This window comes from Aurantiacibacter sp. D1-12 (genome assembly GCF_028858515.1).
Lineage (GTDB): Bacteria > Pseudomonadota > Alphaproteobacteria > Sphingomonadales > Sphingomonadaceae > Alteraurantiacibacter.
Map to the genome: position 1 here is coordinate 85862 of NZ_JAPJZJ010000006.1, position 24073 is coordinate 109934.

Below are 24073 nucleotides of genomic sequence, written 5' to 3' on the forward strand. Positions count from 1 at the left end.
CGTCACGATTCGGTGCTCGTTAGAAAAGTGCTTTACTTTAAAGCACTTGAATGAGGAGTACCAATATGAAGAAGCTTTTTGCAATCGGAGCCGCCGTTGCAATGGCGGTCAGCGGGACCAGTGTGGCCTACGCTGCACCTCCCGGAGACGTGCCGGTCGAAGGCGATTTCCACTATATTGCCAAGTACTACAACCAGTCGTACGATCTTGTCGGCTATGACATTCACCGTTGCGATGGATCGATCGAGCGCTATCGCGAGCCTGGTCAGAATCTCATCTATATTGAACACGAGATGGGCAACTGCATACCGTTCCCGTTCTAAGCGAACCGCCTGGCTGCTTGGTCATCATGGAGATGACGGGCCGAACTTTGCAGAGTTCGGAACCCTCTTTTGAAGACTGATTGGCAAGTTGGGCAATTGATCTGACGGGTGCCGCGACCCGCACCCGATCAGAACGCGGCCATTATGCCCTTGGCAAGCATGGTAAGACCAATCGGCAAACCGACGGCGCAGAGCCACAGGATCCCCATTTCCCTCTTGAATTGCGGCGCGAGAGCTTCATCGCTCGCCTCTCCATCAGACAGCCCGTCCCAACGCTTCTCTACCCAGCGGCAGGCCGGGATAATCGCGCCGACCAGCACCACCAGCGCGAAATAGGGCAGCAGTGATCCGCCGCTGCTTTTCAGCTGGGTCATTGTCACGAAAATGTGCAGCCCGGTGTAAACCAACAGCCCCCAGGCCACGTGATCGCTCACCTTGCCACGCCAGTCCACATCCTGGCCGTTGATCTCGTCCGCGCGCTCTTGCGTCTGCGGATCGTGCGAAAGCGCCTTTGCCATGCGCGTTCTCCCTCTCCATGAGAATTGCAGGTAATCACAAGCGCGCCACGCATGCAAGCGCATCAACCATATGTTCAGCCGCGGGACGCATGATTTTTCCCGACCATGCAGGAATCTTGCCAAACACCCTTCAAACCGGAACGGACCATGCTTATGGAGGGTGTATGAGCGCGCTTGATGACGACTATCTGGACGAGGCAGCCCTTGCCGAGTCCATGGCAGAGGCCCCTTCCAATGCGGCCCCCGAACTGCCCGACAGCGGCGGGCTGGAAGTTGTCTCAATCGCCAAGAGCTATGACAAGCGCAGCGTCCTGTCGGACATATCGCTGACCGTCGCCAAGGGCGAAGTGCTTGGCCTGCTTGGCCCGAACGGCGCCGGCAAGACGACGTGTTTCTACTCGATCATGGGGCTGGTGAAGCCCGACAGCGGCCGCATCCTGATGGATGGCGTCGATGTCACTAGCCTGCCGATGTACCGCCGCGCGATCCTTGGCCTCGGCTACCTGCCGCAGGAAACCTCCATCTTCCGCGGCATGACGGTGGAACAGAACATCAGCTGCGTGCTCGAAATGGTCGAGCCGGACAAGGAAACCCGCGCCAAGGACCTTGAGCGCCTGCTTGACGAGTTCGGCCTCACGCGTCTGCGGGAAAGCCCCGCGATGGCACTGTCCGGCGGTGAACGCCGCCGCTGCGAAATCGCTCGCGCGCTCGCGGCAAACCCCTCGATCATGCTGCTTGACGAACCTTTCGCCGGCATCGACCCGCTGTCGATCAGCGACATCCGTGATCTCGTCAAGGACCTGAAACAGCGCGGCATCGGCGTGCTGATCACCGACCACAACGTGCGCGAAACGCTCGATATCGTCGACCGCGCCTGCATTATCTACGGCGGCCAGGTTCTCTTCGCGGGCTCACCGCAGGAACTTGTGGCGGACGAAAATGTGAAGCGCCTGTACCTCGGCGATAACTTTGAATTGTGACCTATTCTCCCAGCCTTGCGGCTGGAGGGCGGTGCCAGCCCACTCCCCCTCCCAGCCACCCGATGATTGCCCGTCACCCTGTCGGGTGGCTGGGAGGGGGAGTGGGCCGGAGCCGCAAGGGAGGGGCGGACGCCCCGACCGCACCCGACAAGGGAGCTAGGTAAAACCCATGGCTCTCGGCCCGAGACTGGACCTCAGGCAATCGCAATCGCTGGTGATGACGCCGCAGCTGCAGCAGGCGATCAAGCTGCTGGCGCTGTCGAACCTCGAGATCGAGACCTTCATCGGCGAGGCACTGGAAAGCAATCCGCTGCTCGAAGCGGGCGACATGCGCGTGACTGACGGTGAGGTCCCGGCCGAGCCGGAAATGCGCGATTCCTCGTCAGCCGAAGGAGACCGCGCACTCGACATCGACGAGACCGCATTGGACCGTGACCGCGACACCGGCGACTGGTCCGAAGCCATGGCATCGGGCGGCGGGGCAGAGAGCACTTTCGACCTCGAAAACCGCGAGGACGTCGCGCTCAGCCTCGCCGATCACCTTGAACAGCAAGTCGGCACCTGCGCACCGTGCCAGCACACCGCCTTCATCGCGCACCACCTGATCGCGCAGCTGGACGAGGCGGGCTACCTCACCACATCCTTGCGCGACATTGCCATCTCACTCGGCGTCCCGCTAGCCGATGCCGAGCGCGCGCTCGACTGCGTGCAGAGCATGGACCCGACCGGCGTTGGCGCGCGCGACCTTGGCGAATGCCTCGCGCTGCAGGCGAAAGAGGCCGACCGCTACGATCCGTGCATGGAAGTGCTGCTCAACAACCTCGATCTGATCGCCAAGGGCGCCTTCGCCCAGATCAAGCGCATCTGCCGCGTCGATGATGAAGACCTGGCAGACATGCTCGCCGAGATCCGCAGTTATGACCCCAAGCCCGGCTTGGCATTCGGCGGCTCTACCAGCAGCGCGGTTGTGCCCGACGTGATCATCACCGAGGGCACGCCGGACGAGAACGGCGTGATCGGCTGGGACATCAAGCTCAACGAAGCCACGCTCCCGCGCCTCGTCGTCAACCGCAGTTACTACCTCGAAATGCGCGCAGGCTCCCCCGGCAAGGAAGCAAAGAGCTGGCTGTCCGAAAAACTCGCCGACGCCAACTGGCTGATCAAGGCATTGGACCAGCGGCAGAAGACGATCCTGAAAACCGCCGCCGAGATCGTGAAGCAGCAGGAAGGCTTCTTCCGCAACGGCGTGAGCGAACTCAAACCCCTCACGCTGGCACAGGTGGCCGAAGCCATCGAGATGCACGAAAGCACCGTCAGCCGCGTGACCAGCAACAAGTTCCTCCACTGCGAACGCGGGACGTTTGAGCTGAAATACTTCTTCTCCAGCGGCGTCGCGAGCGCGGACGGCGAAGGCGCGAGCGCCGAAGCGGTGAAAGCGCGCATCAAGGCGCTGACCGATGCCGAAGACCCGAAGAAGATCCTCTCCGACGACAAGCTGGTGGAGCTGCTGAAAGCTGAAGGCTTCGACCTCGCGCGGCGTACGGTGGCGAAATACCGCGAGGCTATCGGGATCGGGTCATCGGTGCAGCGGCGGCGGGCGAAGAAGCTCGCGGCCATGGGGTGAGGTCCGCGGCCCCGCTTGTGACCATTGTGCAACGTCATCTTTCGGACACCTAACGGACTTCTACCTGTCACCAAATCGCCGCGTGGTTGTAATCCGGCATCCCTATCGGGCTCCACAACTTGTTTGATGGAGCTTTCTGAAATGAAGATGTCCCGTTTGTTCGCCAGCGCCAGCGCAGGTGCACTCGCCATTGCCGCCACTCCTGCGATTGCGGGCGATGTTGTCGGCGTCGTGGTGGATGAAACCGAAACCGTTTCGCTGCAATCCGCGACTGTTCGCATTGTCGAGCTTGGCCGACAGGTCGTGACCGAGCGTGACGGCACCTTCCGCATCGCAGATGTACCCGCCGGCACTTACACGCTCGAAGCGCGCTTTCAGGGTGTACCTGCCGAGAGGCAGACGATCACCGTACCGGAAACCGGCTCGGTAACTGCCAATTTCCTGCTGGGCGGAAACAATGCTTCCAGTATTCTGGTCTACGGCCAGCGCGCCAACCAGTTCAACGCGTTGAACCGCGAATATACGTCGGACACGATTGTCGACGTGCTGAGCCGCGATGCCATTGGCCAGTTCCCTGACCAGAACGTGGCGGAAAGCCTGCGCCGGCTGCCGGGTATCAACGTGCTGAATGACCAAGGCGAAGGCCGCTTTGTGGCCGTGCGCGGCCTCGATCCGAACCTCAACTCGACCTCGATCAACGGTGTGCGCGTGCCCTCGCCCGAAGGAGACATCCGCGCCGTGGCGCTGGACGTTGTCGCCAGCGACATCATCGAAAGTATCGAAGTGCGCAAATCGCTCACTCCGGACATGGATGCCGACACCATCGGCGCCAGCATCGAAATCAACACCGTTTCCGCCTTCGACCGCCGCGGCAACTTCCTCACCCTCTCGGCAGAGGGCAGCTACAACGAATATTCGGAAAAGCTGAACCCGAAAGCAAGCGCCAACTTCGCCTACCGCCTGACCGACAACCTCGGCATTTCGGGCGGCCTTTCCTACTACAACCGCTTCTTCGAAACCGACAATATCGAAGCGGACGACTGGGAAGAGGATAACGGCCTCGTCTACGCTGAAGAGGTGCAGTACCGCGATTACGATGTGGAGCGCGAGCGCATCAGCGGATCGCTGGGCCTCGACATTCTCGTATCGGACAGCACTGAATGGTATGTCCGGGGCCTCTACTCGCGCTTCGACGACCAGGAATTCCGCCGCCGCCTGACCTTCGACTTCGGCGATGCGCTTGTCGGTGGCACCAGCAATAGCGTGACCTATGCCGATTTCGATCCGCTCGATCCGGGCGAGGAATATGCGATTACGGTAGAGCGCGACATCAAGGACCGTTTCGAACGGCAGGAAATCTACTCGCTCGCCATCGGCGGCGAAACCAATACCGGCCCGTGGACGATCGAATATCTCGGCAGCTATGCCCGTTCTTCAGAGCGCGAGAACAACAGTGTCGACCCGACCCAGTTCGAACGCGATTTCGAAGGTGACGGCCTTGTCACCACGGTTGATTATTCCAACCCGCGCACGCCGTTCTATTCGGTTGCAGGTGTTGCCGACTTCTTCGATCCGGCCACTTACGAACTCAACGATGTCGAGCTGACCCAGCTGTCTGATGCGGTGGACGAGGAATATACGCTGCAGCTCGATGTCGCGCACGAGATCGTCCTCGATAGCAGCATCTTCACCCTGCAAGGTGGCCTCAAGGGCCGTTGGCGCGACAAGACCTTCAACGGCGATATCGCGTTCTATGAGCTCGACGGTTACACGCTGGCCGATGTGCTGGGCGAACCAGCCACATACCGCATCACCAATCTCGATCCGCTGCCCGGCTACACCGCGGCCACCGATTACTTCTTCGCCAATTTCGACCAGTTCGAATTCCAGTCGATCGACAGCCAGTTCGATAGCGCAGTCGAAGACTATGCGATCGAGGAAGACATCCTTGCCGCCTACTTCATGGGCCGCTGGGAAAGCGAGACGCTGACCGTGATCGGCGGTGTGCGTTATGAATATACGCAGACCGATATTGTCGGCAATTTCGTGCAGCTGATCGAGGAAGACGGCACGTTGCCCGATAGCACTACGGCTACTGACGACACAGTCATCATCACGCCGCAAACCACGGGCAGCAATTACGGCTTCTTCCTGCCCAGCCTGAACGTGCGGTTCGAGCCGGTGGAAGACCTCGTCTTCCGCGCCGCGGGTTATCGCAGCCTTGTGCGCCCGGGCTTCTCCCAGATCGCCCCGCGCTTCGTCACCGAACAGAACGACGATGACGAGGTCGAAGGCGAATTCGGCAATCCCGATCTGGAACCGTATGAAGCATGGAACCTCGACTTCGGCGTTGACTATTACTTCAGCGGCAGCGGCGCGATCAGCGCCGGGCTGTTCTACAAGGATGTGTCCAACTACATTATCGAAGTCGAGTACGAGAGCGATGGCGAACGCCTCGTCTATAACGGCATTGCCTTTGATGAAGCGGTGATCCCGGTGAACGGGGACAGCGCGCAGGTCTTCGGCATCGAGCTTGGCTTTGCCTATCAGTGGGACATGCTGCCCGCACCGCTCGATGGCCTCATCACCCAGGCGAACTACACCTGGACCGATGCCAGCGGCGATGTGCCCGGTGGCGGTGTCGACCAATTGGGCGTTGTCGGCCAGACCCGCTCAATCGCGCTGCCGACCACTTCCGAGCATACGCTGAACGGCGTGCTGGGATACGAGAAGGGCCCGCTCAGCCTGCGCCTCGCGGCGACCTATCGTGACGACTATCTTGATGAGCTAAACGGCTCGCCGGAAGAAGACCGCTTCGTGGACAGTCACTTCCAGCTGGATGCCAGCGCGCGTTACCGCATCACCGACAACGTCCAGGTCTTCGTGGAAGCGGTGAACCTGACCGATGCGGAATACTTCGCCTACAACAGCGTGGGCGGCCGCCAGAACAACTATCAGTATGAAATCTACGGCCGCACCTTCAAGGGCGGTGTCCGGGTGAGCTTCTGATGCGTTCAAGCGCGATAGTATGTGCAGCGATGGCAGGCCTGCTGGCGGGGTGCGCAACCTCTCCGGTAGGCCTGCCGCCGGTTTCGGTGGCGGCGAGCGGAGAGACCGTTCCTGTCGGCACCGCCAATGAAGATGCGGCGGATGACCCCGCGATCTGGCGCAATGCCGCCAATCCCGCCGCCAGCCTGATTGTCGCGACCGACAAGAAGGCGGGGCTCTATGTCTACAACCTTGCGGGCGAGATCATGAGCTTCACCGATGCGGGCCAGGTCAACAATGTCGACCTAGTGGAGCTGGAGGACGGCACCGTCTTCGTCGCCGCTAGCGACCGCAACGATCCGCTCAATTCGCATATCGTGTTCTTCACGCTCGATACCGCGGCGGGAGAACTCGTGCCCGCAGGCCGCGTCCCCAGTGGCCCCGGCGAGGGTTATGGCCTGTGCCTCTCCACCCACGGCGGTTTGTCGGTTCTCGCCGTGATCAAGGATGGCACCTTGCGCGAATACGAGATTGCCGAGAGCCTTCCGGGTGAGACCCCGATGGTGGAGCTCACCCGCGAGTTCTCCGTCCCGACCCAGCCCGAAGGCTGCGTGTATGACGACCGCGACGGCACGCTCTATGTCGGCGAGGAAGTCGCCGGTATATGGCGCTTCGCCGATGGCGCGACCGAAGGCGCGCTTGTCGCTCCCATCGACAACCAGTACCTCGTCGCCGATGTCGAGGGCCTCTCCATCGTCACCCAGGGCGAAGATGGCGGCTACCTCGTCGCCTCAAGCCAGGGCGACAACGCCTACGCCGTCTACCGCCTCCCCGACATGACCCCGCTGGGCCGCTTCGCGATTGGCGAAGGCGCATTCGGCGCGACGCAGGAAACCGACGGGATCGACCTGGTGACAGGCAATTTCGGCCCCGATTATCCGGATGGGCTGTTCGTCGCGCAGGACGGGCAGAACGCCCCCGAAGCGCAGAACTTCAAGCTGGTCAGCTGGGGCGCGGTGCTGGAGGTGCTGGGGCTGGAGTAGGTGGTGTCGAAGGAAACGGCGAAGCCGCCTTGCGTACCACCTGACGGCTGGTAGTCTCCTCACAAACGAGGGAAGACCACCATGCACCGCCCAGCCCTAGCCATCCTCACCAGCCTCGCGCTCGCCTCGCCCACACTCGCGCAGGACGCGCCCGAGCCGCAGCCGGATATCTTTCTCTTTGCCTATGATGCCTCCGCCTCGGACGACGCGCTCTCGAACGGCATCAACACCACCAATCGGCCGACGCTCTATGATAACCAGCCGTTCTTTACGTCCGGCGGGGACACCTTCGTCTATTCGCGCGGCGATGGCACGCAGACCGATGTATGGGAGTATGACATTGCGAGCGCCACGCACGCGCAGATCACCGATACGCCCGAGAGCGAATATTCGCCAACGCCTTCGCCCGATAATCGTACGGTGTCCGTGGTGTTCGAGCGGAACCGGTCGATCTGGGAGATCGACCGCGCCGATCCGGACAATCCCGTGTGGCTGCTCGAAGCGGCGGGGGTGGATGAGCCGGTCGGCTATTTCGCGCGCAACCATGCGAGCGGTGATGTGCTGTTCTGGTCGCGCTATGGCTTCAACGTCGCGCTCACCCATGCGAGCGAGCCTGCCTATCACTTTGTCAGCGGCCATGCGGTGCCTGCCTCACCGCACCTGATCCCGGGCACGGGCGAGTTCAGCTTCGTCCACCGGCAGACCAATGAAGAGGTGTGGATCAAGGCGCTCGATCCCGAAACGCGCGCGGTGCGCCCGCTCACCCCGATTGCGGGGACGAACGCGAACTACACCTGGGCGCCCGACGGATCGATCCTGCAGATCGAGGGGACACAGGTGCACCGCTGGCGCGAGGGCGGCAAGGGGTGGGAAGTGATTTCCGACCTTGCCGATCATGGCCTGGCGTCGGCCTATCGTATTGCGGTGAGCCCCGACGGCACGCGCGTCGCGGTGGTGGGGATCGGGGAGTAGGTTGATCTCTTGTGGTTACGCACTCGCCTCCGCGAGTGCGTCCTCGGTGCTATTCCCTCCGCTTCGCTGCGGGGCACCTGCGGGCGGCCAGTCGGCCTATGTCGTGCGCTAGTCGCGCACGATTGCAGCGTTCTATTGCCGGTGGAAGAATAGTCTTTCCTACAGGTTTCACGCCTGCCTAGCTTCGCTTCGCCCTTCTTCAACCGAGGGGCAGGCTATTTGACATCGCTGGCTCCACCACCCCTCCGCGCGGAGATACCGCAAGGCCCAAATCCGTATGTATTAATTCAACGAAACCCTGTTTTGCAGTGATCGTCACGCTGCGAATCGCGTAAAATCTTGAGAACGCCAACGCCGGAAACCGCAGAAATTAACGGCTTTCGAGTGTGACTCGAAAGACTCACCCAGAAAGTCTTAACGCGGGAAACAAATTATTAACCTTTTTTGGTGACAACCCTCGTGGTTAATTCACGGAAACACCTCTTACGGGAGGGTTACCAATGGGGACAAAAGGGGACCCACAATGCGCGTTCTGTTGATTGAAGACGAGCCGACAACGGCAAAAGCTATCGAGCTGATGCTCACGACTGAAGGCTTTAATGTTTACTCGACCGATCTGGGCGAAGAAGGCCTCGATCTGGGCAAGCTGTATGATTACGACATCATCCTGCTCGACCTGAACCTGCCGGATATGCACGGCTATGACGTGCTCAAGAAGCTGCGCGTCGCCAAGGTGCAGACGCCGGTCCTCATCCTTTCGGGTATTGCCGAAATGGACAGCAAGATTCGCTCGTTCGGCTTTGGTGCCGACGACTATGTGACCAAGCCGTTCCACCGGGACGAGCTGGTTGCCCGCATCCACGCTGTTGTGCGTCGTTCGAAGGGCCACAGCCAGTCGATCATCCGCACCGGCAAGCTGGCGGTAAACCTTGATGCCAAGACCGTTGAAGTCGACGGCGCCCGCGTCCACCTGACCGGCAAGGAATATGCGATGCTCGAGCTGCTCTCGCTGCGCAAGGGCACGACACTGACCAAGGAAATGTTCCTCAACCACCTTTATGGCGGCATGGACGAACCCGAACTCAAGATTATCGACGTGTTCATCTGCAAGCTGCGCAAGAAGCTTTCGAGCGCATGCGGCGGTGACAACTACATCGAAACCGTATGGGGCCGCGGCTATGTGCTTCGCGATCCCGACGTAGAGGCAGAAGCTGCCTGAGAAATTACCCGCTTGATTGAACCCCAAGCGATAATGTGACCTGATTTCGTCCAGTACTTCGGACGGGGGGTACCCGGGAAAAGCCCCGGAAGCGCGAAACCGCTTCCGGGGCTTTCCTACATCCGCGCGATGTGAAACTGGACAGCGCGTAGGCCAAACTCTAGCGGACGCAGCCATGAGTGCTTTTAAAGAAGGCGATCCGACCACGCTGAACCGGCTCTATGGCCGCAGTCAGGGTAAACCCCTGCGCGCCGGCCAGCAGGACCTGGTCGACAATCTGCTGCCGCAAATCGCGGTTCCGGAAGATGGCGAGGTCACTGCAAAGTCGCTTTTCGGTGAAGACATGCCGCTGCATTTTGAGATCGGCTTCGGCGGCGGAGAGCACATGGCCTACCGCGCCGACCTGCTTCCAAACCACGGCTTTATCGGCGCAGAACCCTTCCTCAACGGCGTTGCACAGGCGCTCGGCCATGTTCGCGACGAAAACCTGGGCAACGTACGCATCTATCATGGTGATGCGCTGCAAGTCCTCAATCGCATTCCCGATGACGCGCTCACCATGGCTTACCTGCTGCACCCCGATCCCTGGCCCAAGAACAAGCATGCCAAGCGGCGGATGATGAATGATGGTCCGGTGCAAATGATCGCGGACAAGCTGAAACCGGGCGGCGAATTCCGTTTTGGCACCGACCATCCGATCTATGTCCGCCACGCGCTGATGGTGATGCGCCGCTTTACCGACCAGTTCGAATGGGTGATCGACGGGCCGGACAAGTTCCGCAATCGCCCCTCCGGCTGGCCCGAAACGCGCTACGAATACAAGGCGCGCAACACCTTCGGCCACGAAGTCTGGTACTTCCGTTTCAGGCGAAAGTAGCGCTTAGGCCCGCAAGGCTGCGAGCGCCCGATCGCGATCAATCCCGAAATGATCGGCAACCGCGCGAGTGGACAATTCGAGCAGATCCGCGGTCGGGCGCAAATCCCGATTCTGGTAAAGCTGTCCGTCGGCCAGCCCCGGCCAATCGGCGACGACCGGAGGGCCGGCCTCCAGGCCGCCGCCCAGCATCAGTGCGGCTGAAGCCGTGCCGTGATCTGTGCCCTGCGTGCCATTGACCCTGGCAGTGCGGCCGAACTCTGTCGCCAGGATCACCAGTGTGTCTTGCCATGCCCCTGCGAGGCCATCACGCAGAGCGCCCAGCAGACTGTCGAGCCCTGTCAGCTGATTTCCAAGACGCCCACGCTGCGCCTGATGGGTATCCCAGCCGCCGGTTTCGATCATCAACACACGCGGACCGCCGGCGGCAGTCATCAATTGCGCAGCGAGCAAACCGACATCACCGCCATTGCGACCATTATCGCCGCCGATATCGCTTGCCAGCATCCGCGTTCGCAATGCCTCGCCCCATAGAGGAGCAAGCTGGGCATCTTCTTCGTAAAGCGTAGTCAGTTGCAGCAGCAGATCATCGCTGGGATCAGGCAAGCGATCGGTTGAATAGGTGGCCACGGGTATTTCTCCGCGCATGGAGAGAGGCACGGTCGGGGCCATGGCCATCGGCCCGGGTGAGTCGGGCAAAAGCGGAAGCAAGCGACCGAGCCACCCGGTTCGCAAACCGTAAGGCTGAGAGGCACCTGTTTCGAGAATGTTCTGGCCATCGAAATGCGAACGCTCACGATAGCGGGTCGCCACCGCATGAAAGCCACGACCCTCGCCTTGCCGCATCAACTGCGCCGTACGTGCCAATGCAGGGTGGAGCGCGAAGAACCCGTCGATATCGTGCGCGTCATCATCGACGAGCGCGCCGCGCAAATCACGCAAAGCCGGATCACCGTGCGGCTGCAACAGCGCCAGCCCGTCCGCTGCTCCGCGCTGAATGATGTAAACGAGCCGTTTTTGGTGTTCTTGTCCGAATGCGATTGAGGGAAAACTGATCCCGGCAGCTGCAATGGCGGATGAAACAATGAGACGGCGACGGGAGATTGGCAGGATCATGATACTATCTCCGCAGGAATTCCGGACTAGCCAGCAGCAGCGCAAACCCCACGCCCCGCGCGCTCCGCGATGCCTCGATCGCATCAAGCGTTGCCGGCCGCAAAGCATCACCAAGCACTTCTCTGGCCCGCGACACAGCATCTATTCGCCCGCCCGGCCCAGACGCCAGGCGATTGGCAATTTCTACCCTCGTCAGAAGCGCACCGGGCGAGGTCCAGTCCTCCGCACTGTCGCTCCAACCGGCAGGGTGCCCCGGACGCCACAACGGCTGGCCCAACATTCCCAGCAGACGCAGAGGCGCGTGACCTCCCAGCATCTCACCGCCAGCCGCACGCAAACTTGCGACCAGCCAATCCCACGGGTTGCGAAATTTGGTGCGCTCGGCAGCCCACACTTCCGGTTCGGCAACAAGCGCCGCGTAAACCGTGGGCAGGTGGCCTCCACTTCCCAGGAATGCACGCTCGAGTCTGGCAATCGCGGACGCAGGCGGATCGTCGGATATGAAATGCTTGGCCAGCTTGGTAGCAATATGCCGTGCCGTTGCCGGATGGCCGGCAAGGTCGGCGATAATAGCTTGCGCCTGTTCCGCACCATGATCCTGATATCGTCGGCCCATTACGGTGCGAACACCCGGCTCATGCAAGGCCGGCACGAAAGTCGTTTCACCCGGAGAACCTTCCGCAAAGCGAGCCGCACGACCGCGAGCGAATCCGGCTACCGTCCACCCGGTGAGTGCCCTGGCAAGTTCGGTCACGTCTTCTTGCGTGTATCCCGTGCGGACACCCAGCGTATGCAGTTCCATCAACTCACGCGCCAGATTCTCGTTTAGCCCGAGTGCGCCCGCACCACGGCGGCGGTTCACACGTAATCCGGCTTCGCTTCCCGGACCTGCTGACCGCACCTGATCAAGGAATACCAGCATAGTCGGATGACCTACTGCAGAACGCAGCAGCTGGGCAAAATTGCCCATCACATGCGGCCTTATCGCGCGGAACTCGTAGTCAGCCGCCATCGAAGCGAGCGGTAGCTTGTTAACCGAGACGGCGAAGTGGTTGGACCAGAAGTGCACCAGCCTCTCGGCGAATGGCGTACTCGTCGCGACGGCATGGGCAAGCCGTGCAGCGCCGCTGATCCGCGCCTGCTCCTGATTGTCCCGGCGTATGGCCCGCATTCCTGAACGTGCCGCTTGTGAATCGGCACCATCTCCGCGAGCTGCAGCGCGTAGCCCGGTCATGCGCACATAGTCGGCGGCAATTTCAGATATTGAAGGAGAGCCATCCAGGGCGGTCGGCGAATGATCGAAACGGCGCAGCTGATCGTGCAGATAGCTACGCACATCCTCTCGAGGCACGCGGCTATCAGGCCTTGCACCAAGACCAAATCGATCATGCGTTATGCTCAGCGGATCAGCCATGACTTAACGTCATAACCGATCCACATGAACCTGAGTGTACGAATTTGTCGTAATGCGTCGCGGTTACCCTACGATCCCTGCACTCGCGAGCACGGCCAAGGTCAGCACTTCGGGCGCAATCGCGGTCATCGGAGCGATCTGGACGGGCTTTTCCATGCCGATCTGCATCGGGCCGATGGTCGCATCACCGCCCAGTTCGCGCAGCAGCTTGGCCGAAAGGTTGGCGCTTTGCAGGCCGGGCATGATGAGCACGTTCGCCGGGCCGGAAAGCCGGCTGAAAGGATAGAGCGCCATAACCTTGGGGTTGAGCGCCGCATCAGGGGCAATTTCGCCCTCGTACTCGAAGCCCGGATCCTCGGCATCAAGGATCGCGACCGCATCACGGATATTGCCGAGCCATTGGCCCGCCGGATTGCCGAAAGTAGAATAGGACATGAAAGCGACCCGCGGTTCATGCCCCATGCGGCGCGCAACAGCCGCGGTTTCCTTGGCAATATGGGCGAGTTGTTCGGCACTGGGCCGCTCGTTAATCGTCGTATCGGCAAGGAAAGTGGTGTGGTTCTTGCCCACCACCATGTGAATGCCAAACGGTGTCGCACCCGGTTTCGGATCGATGACCCGTGCTACTTCGCGCGCAGTCTGGCTGAATGTACGGGTGAGGCCCGAAATCATCCCGTCACCGTGACCCAGGGCGACCAGCAGCGCTGCGAAGACGTTACGTTCCTGATTGACCATCCGGCGCGCATCACGCTCGGTATAACCGCGGCGCTGGAGGCGCTTGTAGAGGTAGTCCACCATCGGCTCGATATCTTCAAAGTTTGCCGAATTGGCGATCTCGAAGCTTTCGGGATCCTCAACAGAGAGCTCGCGCAGCTTCTCCATGACTTTTTCGGTCCGGCCCACCAGAACCGGCGTCCCGTAGCCGAAATCGCGGAACTGGATCGCAGCGCGCAGAGCCACTTCCTCTTCCGCTTCGGCAAATACCATCCGCTTGGGATTGGCCTTGGCATCTTCATACACGCGGGTGAGCGCGGATGACGTGGGGTTGAGCCGCGAGCGCAGCTGCAGGGTGTATTCGTCGAAATCCTTGATCGGTGCCTGCGCGACACCCGAATCCATCGCCGCCTTGGCCACCGCGCAGGAAACCCGCTCCATCAGACGCGGATCGAACGGGGCGGGAATGATATATTCGGTGCCGAACTTGTGGTTGATGCCGTAAGCAGCCGCCACTTCTTCCGGCACTCGCTCACGCGCCAGCTCGGCAATCGCCTGCGCCGCTGCGACCTTCATCTCCTCGTTGATCGCGGTCGCCTGTACGTCGAGCGCGCCGCGGAAAATGAAGGGGAAGCCGAGCACATTATTGACCTGGTTCGGGAAATCACTGCGCCCGGTAGCGATAATCGCATCGGGGCGAACTTGCTTTGCCTCGTCAGGCATGATCTCGGGCGTCGGATTGGCCATCGCAAAGATGATCGGACTGTCCGCCATCTTCTTCACCCATTCGGGCTTCAATGCACCTGCCGCTGACAGGCCGAGGAAGATGTCCGCGCCTTCCAACGCTTCTTCGAGGCTGCGATGCGGCGTATCGACTGCATGCGCGCTCTTCCACTGATCGACACCATCGCGGCCGGGATAGATCGGTCCGGAGCGGTCGCAGACGATCACGTTTTCGTGCGGCACGCCAACCGACTTGATCAGCGCGGTGCAGGCGAGCGCCGAAGCGCCCGCACCGTTCACCACCATCTTGCAATCTTTGAGATCGCGCCCGGTCAAATGGGCTGCATTGATCAAGCCGGCAGCAGCGATGATCGCAGTGCCGTGCTGGTCATCGTGCATGATCGGAATGTTCATCCGTTCACGCAGTGCCTGCTCGATGATAAAGCATTCGGGCGCGGCAATGTCTTCCAGATTGATGCCACCGAAGCTCGGTTCCATCAGAGCAACCGCTTCGATGAACTTTTCGGGGTCTTCTGTGTCCAATTCGATATCGATCGAGTCGACGTCGGCGAAGCGCTTGAACAGCACCGCCTTGCCTTCCATTACCGGCTTGGACGCAAGCGCGCCGAGGTTGCCGAGGCCAAGGATAGCCGTGCCGTTGGAGATCACTGCGACAAGGTTGGAACGCGCGGTATACTTTGCGGCATTGGCAGGATTTTCCGCAATCGCTTCAACGGGGACTGCAACGCCGGGCGAATAGGCGAGGCTCAGATCGCGCTGGGTTGTCATCGGCTTGGAAGCGATGATCTCTATCTTACCCGGCCGAATGGTCTCGTGATAAAACAGCGCTTCGCGGGCGGTGAAGCTGCGGTTGGAATCTTCTGACAACGTGGATTCTCCTTGTTCGCTGCTTCGCATAGAGCGATTGCGTGTGAAACGATAGAGGGTGCGCCAAAGGTGAGACAGGGGATAGCCTTGCGCCATGCCCTTCCCGAATCGCAACGAGTCCCGCTAGCCATGATCGCGCAATGGCTGGCTCCGCAACTCCCATGATGCAGCAGTATTTCGACCTTAAGGTCGAGGCTGATGATTGCCTGCTGTTCTATCGCATGGGCGACTTCTTCGAGCTGTTCTTCGACGATGCGAAAAAGGCCGCAGCCGTGCTCGATATCGCGCTCACCACGCGCGGTGAGCACAATGGTAAACCGGTGCCGATGTGCGGCGTCCCGGTACATTCGGCAGAAGGTTATCTCGCACGACTGATCAAGGCCGGGTGCCGGGTCGCGATTGCCGAGCAGGTGGAAACGCCCGACGAGGCCAAGGCCCGTGCCAAGCGCGAAGGCACGCCCAGTTCGAAAGCCCTGGTGAAGCGCGACATCGTGAGATTTGTGACCGCCGGCACGCTCACCGAAGAGGCACTGCTCGAACCGCGACGTGCCAATATGCTGGCGGCTGTATGCGAGGTGCGGGGCACCTGCGGGGTGGCGAGCTGCGATATCTCCACCGGCGTGATGGTGCTGGAAGAGTGCGCGTCCAAGCGATTGGGCGCGGTGCTCGCACGGATCGGCGCGAGCGAAGTCGTGGTGCCCGAAGGTTTCGAAGACGCGCCCTACGAAGCGGTCGAGCGTCCGCAACGCACTTTCGCCAGCGAAGCGGGCGAAGCGCGGTTGGCCAAGCTGCACAACGTAGCGACACTGGATGGGTTCGGACAATTCAGCCGTGCGATGCTGGCGGCGGCGGGAGGGCTCGTTGCCTATCTTGAGCATGCCGGCCGTGGGCATATGCCGCTGCTCCTGCCACCGGTTGCGCGGCAGTCAGGCGGGCACATGGCGATGGACGAAGCGACGCGCGCCAGCCTCGAGATCCTCGCCAGCCAACAGGGCGGACGAACCCACTCGCTGATCGCCGCAATCGACCGCTGCGTGACAGGTGCGGGTGCGCGATTGCTGGCGGAAGACCTGTCTGCACCGCTGGCAGATAGAAGCGCGATCGAGGAGCGACTGGCACTCGTCGCCTATCTTCACGCCGATCCCCTGCTGCGCGGTGATCTGCGCGGCCTGCTGCGCGCCCTGCCCGATATTGGCCGGGCACTCGGCCGCCTGGTGGCAGGGCGCGGCAGTCCGCGCGATCTTGGTCAGGTTCGCGATGGCCTGATCGAAGCGCGGCGCATCCATGACATATTGGCAGTAAAGGCGGACAAGCCTGCCTTGCTCGCTCGCCTGCTGCCCGCACTCACCGGGCATGCCGAACTGACCGACCTGCTCAGCCGCGCGCTCGTCCCCTCGCCGCCTACCGAGCGGCAGAACGGTGGCTATATCGCTGGCGGATACGATCACGCGCTCGACGAATTGCGTGAAGTCTCCGGCAATGCCCGCCGTGCCATCGCCGCGATGGAGGCGCGCTATCGCGAGGAGACCGATACCCCCTCGCTCAAGATCAAGCACAACGGTGTGCTCGGCTATTTTATCGAGGTGCCTGCCAAGCACGCCGACAAGTTGATGGCGCCCGACAGCGGCTTCACCCACCGCCAGACGATGGCCAACGCCGTGCGCTTCAATTCGCTGACGCTGCACGAAGAGGCCGGACGGATTGCCGAAGCGGGCGGCCGTGCGCTCGCAGCCGAAGAAGCGCACTTCGAGGAACTGACCGGGCATGTCGACAACCGCCGCGAGGAGATTGCCGCCACCGCCGCTGCCCTTGCCCGCCTTGATGTCTCCGCTGGTCAGGCCGAACGCGCGAGCGAAGGTGAATGGTGCAAGCCCGAAATCGCTGAAGACCCTGTGCTCGCTATCGAGGCTGGCCGTCATCCGGTGGTCGAAGGCGCACTGGCACAAACGGGTGAGCGCTTTGTCGCGAATGACTGCACACTGTCGGCAAGCGACCGCCTCTGGCTGGTCGGAGGGCCGAACATGGGCGGTAAATCGACGTTCCTGCGGCAGAACGCGCTGATCGTGCTGATGGCGCAGGCAGGTGGTTTCGTTCCCGCCAAGGCAGCAAGGATCGGCCTGGTCGACCAGCTGTTCAGCCGCGTGGGTGCATCGGACAATCTTGCCCGCGGCCGATCCACCTTCATGGTCGAAATGGTCGAGACCGCAGCGATCCTCAGCCAAGCGAGCGAACGCAGCTTTGTCATTCTCGACGAAGTCGGGCGCGGTACCAGCACCTATGACGGGCTGGCGCTGGCATGGGCGGTGGCCGAAGCGATACACGAAACGAACAAGTCACGCTGCCTGTTTGCCACGCACTATCACGAGATGGCGCGGCTGGCGGAGACCTGCGAGGCACTCAGCCTGCACCACGTCCGTGCCAAGGAATGGAAGGGTGATCTCGTCCTCTTGCACGAGCTGGCAGAGGGTGCGGCAGACCGTTCTTACGGCCTTGCCGTCGCCAAACTGGCGGGTGTTCCTGCCCCTGTCGTGAACCGCGCAAAGGGTGTGCTCAAGAAGCTGGAGAAAGGCCGCGAGGAAACCGGCGGTCTGGCTGCGGGGCTGGGCGAGCTTCCGCTCTTTGCCGCTGTTGCGGACGAAGACGAGACCCATGGCGATGCCTTGCGCGAAAGGCTCGATGCGCTTGATGTGGATGCCCTCGCCCCGCGCGATGCGCTGGAATTGCTGTATGAATTGAAGCGTTTGGCGGAGCAAACCGCAGATTAACCGCCAAGCGTTACCGTGCGCCCATGCGTGGATACATGTTCAAGAGCAGGATAGGGGCGCTCGTTTTCGTGGGCGGCATACTGTTTGCCGTGTTTCGCATGGTCGGGACCGAGGAGAACGCCGGCGACCTGCTCACCGCGACCGGTCAGCTTGAAGAAAAGCGCGCTGCAGCCAGAGGGCAAGGCGCACCCGAGCCGGCGCAAAACCAGTCTGCCAATGCCCCTGCCGAAACCGGCGGCTGGGGTGACGGCGGCTTCGGTGAAGAGAAGTAGACCCGGGAACCCGCATCCAGCCCCGTTCATTGGCTGATCATGGCAGACGGGAATTTTAGTGGCGAGAAGGACCAGTCGACCGCGATGGCGGAAGATCGGACCGACTGGGCCGAAGACCGCACAATCATGGCGCTCGAACGCACTTTCGCCGGCTGGATGCGCACCGCATTTGCCGCGATTGCGATAGGCATCGGTTTTCGCGCCCTCTTCGGCGAGTTCGAGCCGCCGTGGCTCGCCAAGGCTATTGCCACGATGTTCATCGCACTCGCGATTGTGTTTGCCATCAGTGCAGAACGGCGGGCGTGCAGGGCGTTCAACCGCCTTTCATCGCACGCGATAGACTCGCCCAAACTGCCCAACATCCGTTTTATTGCCTACGCCATATCTGCGGGCGCCGCGCTGCTGATTGCCGCGCTTTGGGTGCTGAACGACGGAACTATTGCCGAAACCGCCTAACGGTTCGCGCCGGGAACCCATTTCACATCGGCGGCACCATTGTCATTCACAACACGGCACAACACGAACAGAAAGTCCGACAGCCGATTTATGAAAGCGAGTGCGGCCGGATTGACCGGCTCTGCATCAGCCAGTGCGGTCAGGCGACGCTCCGCGCGGCGTGCACACGCACGGGCGACATGCAATCGCGCTGCTGCTTCATTGCCACCGGGAAGGACGAAGCTGGTGAGAGGCTCCAGCCCTTCATTCATTGCATCAATCCGCGCCTCCAGCCATTCGGCTTGAGCGGGGATCATGCGCAGAACCATTTCGGATGGCTCGAAGTCCTCACCCGGCGTGGCGAGATCGGCGCCCAGATCGAACATGTCATTCTGCAGGCGGTAGATGTCGTCGGCGTGCTCGCCCGCGAGAACAACTGCAGCGAGACCGAGCGCCGAGTTCGCCTCATCCACCGCGCCAACGGCTTCCATCCGCAACGCGTGCTTGGGCAGACGCGAACCGTCGACGAGCCCCGTAGTCCCATCGTCTCCCGTGCGGGTATAGATCTTGTTGAGTTTGACCATCTTACCCGGACTCCGATCCGGTCTCAGCTATTGATGGCGAGAAGGATCACAACGGCCACTATAGCAAGTGCCTGATACTTGATCCGGGCAAACATCGCCTGATTCTGGCGTATCTGCAGCTCTTGCGAATTCTCGCCGCCGTTCTCCAGATCAACCTTGGTTGTCTGCAGGAAGGCGATCACGCCGCGCACGAGCGAAACCACCACCATGATGGCGAGGACGATGATGATTATGGTCAGAAACGTGTTCATGTGCCCTCATGTGGGTAGTGTGGCAGTGTAATTCCACACGGCATTTGGCCTATACGCAGCGATTCTGCCAGTGCCTTGCCGTCTTCACCCGCTTCACGCCGATCTGCAAGCGAGGGTGAGCCGCGCCGCTTCGCCAGCTTTTTGCCGTCTTCATCCAGCAGCAACCCGTGATGATGCCAGCGCGGCACCGGCAAACCCAGCAACTCTTGCAACAAGCGGTGAATATGGCTGGCGGCGAACAGATCCTGCCCACGGGTGACAAGCGTGACGCCGTCCGCAGCATCATCCAACGTCGCGGCGAGGTGATAGCTGGCGGGCGCATCCTTGCGGACGAGCACGACATCGCCGAATTCACGCGGGTCGGCCACCTGCTCCCCGGCCAGCGCATCTTGCCATGAGAGCTGCCCGACCTTCGCCATGACCGCGTCTACATCCAGCCGCAGCGCCGCCTTTCGATCGGGATCGAAGTTCTCGCCCTTGCAGGTTCCCGGATAGATCACGCCCTGCGCGCCGATCCGCGGCTCCAGCGCGTCAATCTCCGCGCGGGTGCAGGTGCAGGGATAGAGCATACCCATTTCGAGCAACCGATTGGCCGCCGCCTCGTAGCTCGCCAGCCGCGTGGACTGCGCGGGCACTTCCTCCCACTCCAGCCCCAGCCATTCAAGATCCCGGCGGAACTCATCGGCCAGTTCCGGGCGTGAGCGGGCGCCGTCAATATCCTCGATCCGCAGCAGAATGCGGCCACCGGCATCGCGCGCCAGATCGTGTGCGACAATCGCGGAATAGGCATGGCCGAGATGCAGCGAGCCGTTGGGGCTTGGGGCGAAACGCGTGACAATCATGGTGCTCTGCGCCCCATGCCAGATCGCGGCCCGTGTGCACATCCCTGTGGATAGCCTGTCTGTAACAGTCTTGACGCTTTCCTGTGCAAATGCACACTCCAGTCAATCACGGGAGGACACCACACGTGTTCAAAGCCGAACTGATTGAGAGAACCGCGGTTTTCCGCAGCGCTGCCGATGACCCGACGCGCAAGCTGGAAAGCTGCCCCGCGCTCGTCCTCAATGCGGATTACACGCCACTTTCCTATTACCCGCTCAGCCTCTGGCCGTGGCAGACCGCGATCAAGGCGGTTTTCCTGGAGCGGGTGGATATCGTCGCGACCTATGACCGCGCGGTGCATTCGCAATCGCTCGACATGAAGGTCCCCAGCGTCATCGCGCTGCGCCAATATGTGAAGCCCAACCAGTTTCCCGCCTTCACGCGCTTCAATCTGTTCCTGCGCGATCGCTTCGCCTGCCAGTATTGCGGGAGCGAGAGGGACCTGACCTATGATCACGTCATTCCGCGCCGTCTGGGCGGGAAGACCACGTGGGAAAACATCGCCACCGCCTGCGCGCCCTGCAATATGAAGAAAGGTGGCCGCACACCGCAGCAAGCGAACATGCGGCTACAGTACAAGCCCATTAAACCGACGAGCTGGCAGCTCCAGCAACAGGGCAAAAGCTTCCCGCCCAATTACCTGCACGAGACATGGCGGGACTGGCTCTACTGGGATATCGAGCTGGAGGAGTAGGCGCGCCAGCCTAGTCGATTGGCTCCAAGCTAACGGCCTCCATCGCGCGACCGATCAAGGGCGGCATCAATTCGGCGAAAGTCACGCCTTCTCGCCCCTCCATCATCGCGCCGCCCATTTGGGTGAGCACCGGATCCATGTTCTCGACATAGAGAATGAGCAGCTCTTTGCGCAGCGTGGGCTCGAACAGCTCCACAAACCGTACAGTCGCCATGTACGTCGGCAGGCGATAGCCCGCATCGGTGACCAAACGGCGGAACTGCGCACCGTCGGAATCCGCGCGCGAATTCGGATTGACAGCACGCATAAAGCCGGGTCGCACATGCAGCGTATGGCCATTCAGCTCGACCGTTTCAGGGTTACTTTCGGCGTAATTGTAGGCGTAGTCATTGTCCGGCAGATACTGCTCGAATTGGACAAGATAGGCACGCTGGACGAGGCCATGCTCGTCAGCTTCGACAAAGGCATGAATCTCTGCATCGGCAACGCCATAGAGCGGCCAGCGCACCGCACCGACATAGGTCGCATTTTCGGGAACGCGGACGCGAATCTCAGGGTCGGCAAGCGAGACGACACTTGCTCCTTCAGCACTTCGCATTGGCTCCATGGTTACGATCTCTTCGGCATCGGCGGATTGATCCTGCGCATTGGCTGGTGCGGAAAGGCCGGCGGCAAGCGCAACGGCAGCAACAAGCATATTTTTCATGCTGTTCTAGTGTAGCAACACACTAACTCTGTCAACCACGAATGGGCAAGCCTATCATTGCTCAATCACCTTGCTTTCCGGGTGATGCTTGTCGAGGTGCTTCTTCACGATCCGCAGGTTGCGGGTGTTGGAACGGAAGAGGAAGTCGAACACGTCGCCCACCACCGGCACAGCGCCTACCAAGCTATCAAACCCGACATTGGCGGCCATGCGCGCCAGCTTCCATTTGGGAAGGTTCAGGTTGCGCGCTTCCCAGACGATGTAGGCGCCCATGCCCATGGCGATGATGTCACCCACCACCGGCACCAGGCCGATGATAGAATCGAGACCGACGGGACGATTGAGACCGGGGATGACGAAGCTGCGCTCCAGCACCTGCTCCATCACTTCAATCCGGCGGCGGATCGAGTGCACATCCTTACCCATCGGCAGGTCAAAGTGCATCTGGCCGGGCCGCGCCGCATCGGCGCCAAACGGCTCTGGCTGCATCGGAACAGGTTTGCGATTGTCGACCATCAGCGGCTTCCTCCTCACCCCCTATCTGGGGATTTGTGCCAGTTCAGGCAAGGGATGGAAGGCATTGGCATTGGCCGAGTAGCCATCCACGCTGCCACGCACCAACGACCAGCGAAGCGGCGAAGCTAATGGAATATAGACGTTTTGCAGCGTTAGCTCGGCTTCGGCCTGCGCCATCAAGGTGGCTCGCTGGGCGGGATCAATCTGCGCTACCGCCTCTTCGACCAGAGCGTCCACTTCTTCACTGCACAGACCGCGGCGGAGCGAGCAATGGAACTGGTTGAGAAACCAGCGTGGCGCGGGATAGCGGGCGATCCGGTCGATCAGGAGCAGGTCGGCTTGATTGCGTGCTTCTGCGCGCACCAAGCGGATATCGATCTCTGCCAGTTGCAAGGCCAGATTATTGAAAAGTGTATCCCAGCCCGCACCCTGCGGCATGGCAATGGACATGGTCACCAGCTGTGCAGGGTTTCCCTCACCCGATCGCTGTCGCCAGGCGCGAACGCGCGAGCGGGCAACATCGCGGCGATCAGCCATCAGCTGGTCGGACCAGCGCTCTGCCACCAGCCCGGGATCACCCGGCAGGCCGGGCGAGACCGGGCGTGTTGTGGGTAGCCATCCGCTGACATTGAACTCGGCCAAAAGACGTTCACGGTCGATCGCCATGGCAATCCCTTCGCGCACCCCGGAATCACCCAAAAGGCCGCTTTCCTGCCGCACCAGAAGTCCAAACAGCCCAAACGGGGAATCGATGCGCAAGGTGCCTGTTGTGAGCGGGCCGGTTTCGACAAGCGGCAATCCGCCGAGATCGCCACCCAGCACCACGCCTACCTCACCATCATTGAAGAGGGTGATTGCATCTTGGGAACCGGCGACGTGAATATTGATATCGCGCACGTAGTCCTGCCAATCCTCCTGCATGGGCTCCCCGCGATCGAGCGGTGGCTTGAACATCAGTAGCGTTCGCTCGTCATCCCGCTGCAGGATCATGGGTCCTGTCCCGCCACCGGGTTGGCGCAGGGCCAGTTCGGGTTGTGCGAGCAATTGCAGAAGGTACGGTTCGGGCGCGCTCAGCCGCACTTCGAGCACGCGATCCGTCATCGCACGTATGTCTTCGATCACTGCGAGATCCCGGCCGAGCGAGGTGTTTTCCAGCTGACCGATCGCGGTCAACAAGGCTGTCCGCGCTGAAGCGGCGTTCAGCTCCTCACCGTTTGGCCATGCGCCTTCGCGTAGCCGGAAGAAGAAGCTTTGTCCCTGATCGGTTGGCACCCAGCGCTCTGCCAGTGCGGGCACAATTTCACCTCTGCCATTGAAGGCGACGAGACCCGATTGCGTAGCGGCACGCACATGCTGCGCATCAGCGGCAAGGCGCAATCCATCGGTATATGCCGATTCTTCCGATCCGATCAGTGCGACATCGACAGCACCTTCGCGATCACTGCAGGCAGCAAGCAAGGCACTGGAAAGCAGCAGTGCTATGGTGCGCAAGAAGTCCTGTGGCGAACGTAACATCACGCTCATGAATAGGGCGGTGTGAAGGCCGCTTCAACCGAAAGACTTTTGCCGCGC

At 61.2% G+C, this 24073-nt stretch carries 22 protein-coding genes; 12 read left to right on the forward strand and 10 right to left on the reverse strand.

The window, feature by feature from the left end; translation table 11 throughout:
* Positions 1 to 65 precede the first annotated feature (65 nt).
* Positions 66 to 323: a hypothetical protein gene (locus OOZ52_RS12395; protein WP_274698849.1), complete on the forward strand. Its 258-nt coding sequence runs from the start codon at positions 66 to 68 to the stop codon at positions 321 to 323.
* Between the two features lie 128 nt (positions 324 to 451).
* Here the strand turns inward: OOZ52_RS12395 and OOZ52_RS12400 are convergent, their stop codons facing one another.
* Entirely contained in the window at positions 452 to 841 is a 390-nt protein-coding gene (locus OOZ52_RS12400; protein WP_274698850.1) for a hypothetical protein, read from the reverse strand.
* 215 nt (positions 842 to 1056) lie between these two features.
* Between OOZ52_RS12400 and lptB the strand changes: the two genes are divergently transcribed.
* From lptB to trmB, 7 genes are all read left to right on the forward strand, one after another.
* On the forward strand, positions 1057 to 1821 hold the full coding sequence (lptB, locus tag OOZ52_RS12405) for an LPS export ABC transporter ATP-binding protein (protein WP_274698922.1): 765 nt from the start codon (positions 1057 to 1059) through the stop codon (positions 1819 to 1821).
* A 169-nt stretch (positions 1822 to 1990) separates the two neighbouring features.
* Positions 1991 to 3445 (forward strand): RNA polymerase factor sigma-54, encoded by a 1455-nt coding sequence (gene rpoN, locus OOZ52_RS12410; RefSeq protein WP_274698851.1) that lies wholly within the window; start codon positions 1991 to 1993, stop codon positions 3443 to 3445.
* Positions 3446 to 3586: 141 nt separating this feature from the next.
* Complete coding sequence (locus OOZ52_RS12415; protein WP_342454962.1) at positions 3587 to 6454, forward strand: TonB-dependent receptor; 2868 nt, start codon at positions 3587 to 3589, stop codon at positions 6452 to 6454.
* 29 nt (positions 6455 to 6483) lie between these two features.
* On the forward strand, positions 6484 to 7476 hold the full coding sequence (locus OOZ52_RS12420) for a phytase (RefSeq protein WP_274698852.1): 993 nt from the start codon (positions 6484 to 6486) through the stop codon (positions 7474 to 7476).
* Between the two features lie 81 nt (positions 7477 to 7557).
* Positions 7558 to 8448: a hypothetical protein gene (locus OOZ52_RS12425; protein WP_274698853.1), complete on the forward strand. Its 891-nt coding sequence runs from the start codon at positions 7558 to 7560 to the stop codon at positions 8446 to 8448.
* A gap of 523 nt (positions 8449 to 8971) precedes the next feature.
* On the forward strand, positions 8972 to 9667 hold the full coding sequence (ctrA, locus tag OOZ52_RS12430; protein ID WP_274698854.1) for a response regulator transcription factor CtrA: 696 nt from the start codon (positions 8972 to 8974) through the stop codon (positions 9665 to 9667).
* Positions 9668 to 9842: 175 nt separating this feature from the next.
* Positions 9843 to 10544, forward strand: a complete 702-nt coding sequence (gene trmB, locus OOZ52_RS12435) for a tRNA (guanine(46)-N(7))-methyltransferase TrmB (RefSeq protein WP_274698855.1) — start codon at positions 9843 to 9845, stop codon at positions 10542 to 10544.
* Positions 10545 to 10547: 3 nt separating this feature from the next.
* Here trmB and OOZ52_RS12440 read toward each other — a convergent pair whose 3' ends face one another.
* The 3 genes from OOZ52_RS12440 to OOZ52_RS12450 all read right to left on the reverse strand — a co-directional run bounded on the left by OOZ52_RS12440 (position 10548) and on the right by OOZ52_RS12450 (position 15426).
* Positions 10548 to 11657, reverse strand: coding sequence for a DUF1501 domain-containing protein (locus OOZ52_RS12440; protein WP_274698856.1), 1110 nt, complete (start codon positions 11655 to 11657; stop codon positions 10548 to 10550).
* Between the two features lie 4 nt (positions 11658 to 11661).
* Positions 11662 to 13071 carry a DUF1800 domain-containing protein gene (locus tag OOZ52_RS12445; protein ID WP_274698857.1) on the reverse strand — a complete coding sequence of 470 codons (1410 nt, stop codon included), beginning with the start codon at positions 13069 to 13071 and terminating at the stop codon, positions 11662 to 11664.
* Positions 13072 to 13134: 63 nt separating this feature from the next.
* Complete coding sequence (locus tag OOZ52_RS12450) at positions 13135 to 15426, reverse strand: NADP-dependent malic enzyme (protein WP_446698129.1); 2292 nt, start codon at positions 15424 to 15426, stop codon at positions 13135 to 13137.
* A gap of 110 nt (positions 15427 to 15536) precedes the next feature.
* On the opposite strand from OOZ52_RS12450, the gene mutS reads away from it, so the two are divergent.
* The 3 genes from mutS to OOZ52_RS12465 are packed head-to-tail and all read left to right on the forward strand — an operon-like array spanning position 15537 to position 18889.
* The gene (gene mutS / locus OOZ52_RS12455; RefSeq protein ID WP_274698859.1) at positions 15537 to 18161 is read left to right on the forward strand and encodes a DNA mismatch repair protein MutS; all 2625 of its coding nucleotides are present in this window, start codon (positions 15537 to 15539) and stop codon (positions 18159 to 18161) included.
* 23 nt (positions 18162 to 18184) lie between these two features.
* Positions 18185 to 18433 (forward strand): hypothetical protein, encoded by a 249-nt coding sequence (locus OOZ52_RS12460; RefSeq protein WP_274698860.1) that lies wholly within the window; start codon positions 18185 to 18187, stop codon positions 18431 to 18433.
* A gap of 39 nt (positions 18434 to 18472) precedes the next feature.
* Positions 18473 to 18889: a YidH family protein gene (locus OOZ52_RS12465; RefSeq protein ID WP_274698861.1), complete on the forward strand. Its 417-nt coding sequence runs from the start codon at positions 18473 to 18475 to the stop codon at positions 18887 to 18889.
* Here OOZ52_RS12465 and OOZ52_RS12470 read toward each other — a convergent pair.
* From OOZ52_RS12470 to gluQRS, 3 genes are read right to left on the reverse strand one after another with little or no spacing between them, the layout of a single operon-like run.
* Positions 18886 to 19452 (reverse strand): cob(I)yrinic acid a,c-diamide adenosyltransferase, encoded by a 567-nt coding sequence (locus OOZ52_RS12470; RefSeq protein WP_274698862.1) that lies wholly within the window; start codon positions 19450 to 19452, stop codon positions 18886 to 18888. The two genes, OOZ52_RS12465 and OOZ52_RS12470, sit on opposite strands and share 4 nt — an antisense overlap.
* Positions 19453 to 19475: 23 nt before the next feature.
* Positions 19476 to 19703 carry an HIG1 domain-containing protein gene (locus tag OOZ52_RS12475; protein WP_274698863.1) on the reverse strand — a complete coding sequence of 76 codons (228 nt, stop codon included), beginning with the start codon at positions 19701 to 19703 and terminating at the stop codon, positions 19476 to 19478.
* On the reverse strand, positions 19700 to 20545 hold the full coding sequence (gluQRS, locus tag OOZ52_RS12480; protein WP_274698864.1) for a tRNA glutamyl-Q(34) synthetase GluQRS: 846 nt from the start codon (positions 20543 to 20545) through the stop codon (positions 19700 to 19702). The genes OOZ52_RS12475 and gluQRS overlap by 4 nt, the downstream gene beginning before the upstream one ends.
* 125 nt (positions 20546 to 20670) lie before the next feature.
* Here gluQRS and OOZ52_RS12485 point away from each other — a divergent pair, with 125 nt between their 5' ends.
* Complete coding sequence (locus tag OOZ52_RS12485) at positions 20671 to 21279, forward strand: HNH endonuclease (protein ID WP_274698865.1); 609 nt, start codon at positions 20671 to 20673, stop codon at positions 21277 to 21279.
* Positions 21280 to 21289: 10 nt separating this feature from the next.
* Here OOZ52_RS12485 and OOZ52_RS12490 read toward each other — a convergent pair whose 3' ends face one another.
* From OOZ52_RS12490 to OOZ52_RS12500, 3 genes are read right to left on the reverse strand one after another with little or no spacing between them, the layout of a single operon-like run.
* Positions 21290 to 21985: a hypothetical protein gene (locus tag OOZ52_RS12490; protein WP_274698866.1), complete on the reverse strand. Its 696-nt coding sequence runs from the start codon at positions 21983 to 21985 to the stop codon at positions 21290 to 21292.
* Positions 21986 to 22039: 54 nt separating this feature from the next.
* Entirely contained in the window at positions 22040 to 22501 is a 462-nt protein-coding gene (locus tag OOZ52_RS12495) for a DUF4112 domain-containing protein (RefSeq protein WP_446698130.1), read from the reverse strand.
* A gap of 21 nt (positions 22502 to 22522) precedes the next feature.
* Positions 22523 to 24016 (reverse strand): ABC transporter substrate-binding protein, encoded by a 1494-nt coding sequence (locus OOZ52_RS12500; protein ID WP_274698867.1) that lies wholly within the window; start codon positions 24014 to 24016, stop codon positions 22523 to 22525.
* Positions 24017 to 24073: the final 57 nt, after the last annotated feature.

Excerpts from the sequence above, each read along its gene's own strand:
- OOZ52_RS12395 (WP_274698849.1), top strand. The coding sequence starts at position 66 with ATGAAGAAGCTTTTTGCAATCGGAGCCGCCGTTGCAATGGCGGTCAGC.
- OOZ52_RS12400 (WP_274698850.1), bottom strand. The coding sequence starts at position 841 with ATGGCAAAGGCGCTTTCGCACGATCCGCAGACGCAAGAGCGCGCGGAC.
- lptB (WP_274698922.1), top strand. The coding sequence starts at position 1,057 with ATGGCAGAGGCCCCTTCCAATGCGGCCCCCGAACTGCCCGACAGCGGC.
- rpoN (WP_274698851.1), top strand. The coding sequence starts at position 1,991 with ATGGCTCTCGGCCCGAGACTGGACCTCAGGCAATCGCAATCGCTGGTG.
- OOZ52_RS12415 (WP_342454962.1), top strand. The coding sequence starts at position 3,587 with ATGAAGATGTCCCGTTTGTTCGCCAGCGCCAGCGCAGGTGCACTCGCC.
- OOZ52_RS12420 (WP_274698852.1), top strand. The coding sequence starts at position 6,484 with ATGGCAGGCCTGCTGGCGGGGTGCGCAACCTCTCCGGTAGGCCTGCCG.
- OOZ52_RS12425 (WP_274698853.1), top strand. The coding sequence starts at position 7,558 with ATGCACCGCCCAGCCCTAGCCATCCTCACCAGCCTCGCGCTCGCCTCG.
- ctrA (WP_274698854.1), top strand. The coding sequence starts at position 8,972 with ATGCGCGTTCTGTTGATTGAAGACGAGCCGACAACGGCAAAAGCTATC.
- trmB (WP_274698855.1), top strand. The coding sequence starts at position 9,843 with ATGAGTGCTTTTAAAGAAGGCGATCCGACCACGCTGAACCGGCTCTAT.
- OOZ52_RS12440 (WP_274698856.1), bottom strand. The coding sequence starts at position 11,657 with ATGATCCTGCCAATCTCCCGTCGCCGTCTCATTGTTTCATCCGCCATT.
- OOZ52_RS12445 (WP_274698857.1), bottom strand. The coding sequence starts at position 13,071 with ATGGCTGATCCGCTGAGCATAACGCATGATCGATTTGGTCTTGGTGCA.
- OOZ52_RS12450 (WP_446698129.1), bottom strand. The coding sequence starts at position 15,426 with ATGCGAAGCAGCGAACAAGGAGAATCCACGTTGTCAGAAGATTCCAAC.
- mutS (WP_274698859.1), top strand. The coding sequence starts at position 15,537 with ATGGCTGGCTCCGCAACTCCCATGATGCAGCAGTATTTCGACCTTAAG.
- OOZ52_RS12460 (WP_274698860.1), top strand. The coding sequence starts at position 18,185 with ATGCGTGGATACATGTTCAAGAGCAGGATAGGGGCGCTCGTTTTCGTG.
- OOZ52_RS12465 (WP_274698861.1), top strand. The coding sequence starts at position 18,473 with ATGGCAGACGGGAATTTTAGTGGCGAGAAGGACCAGTCGACCGCGATG.
- OOZ52_RS12470 (WP_274698862.1), bottom strand. The coding sequence starts at position 19,452 with ATGGTCAAACTCAACAAGATCTATACCCGCACGGGAGACGATGGGACT.
- OOZ52_RS12475 (WP_274698863.1), bottom strand. The coding sequence starts at position 19,703 with ATGAACACGTTTCTGACCATAATCATCATCGTCCTCGCCATCATGGTG.
- gluQRS (WP_274698864.1), bottom strand. The coding sequence starts at position 20,545 with ATGATTGTCACGCGTTTCGCCCCAAGCCCCAACGGCTCGCTGCATCTC.
- OOZ52_RS12490 (WP_274698866.1), bottom strand. The coding sequence starts at position 21,985 with ATGAAAAATATGCTTGTTGCTGCCGTTGCGCTTGCCGCCGGCCTTTCC.
- OOZ52_RS12495 (WP_446698130.1), bottom strand. The coding sequence starts at position 22,501 with ATGGTCGACAATCGCAAACCTGTTCCGATGCAGCCAGAGCCGTTTGGC.
- OOZ52_RS12500 (WP_274698867.1), bottom strand. The coding sequence starts at position 24,016 with ATGTTACGTTCGCCACAGGACTTCTTGCGCACCATAGCACTGCTGCTT.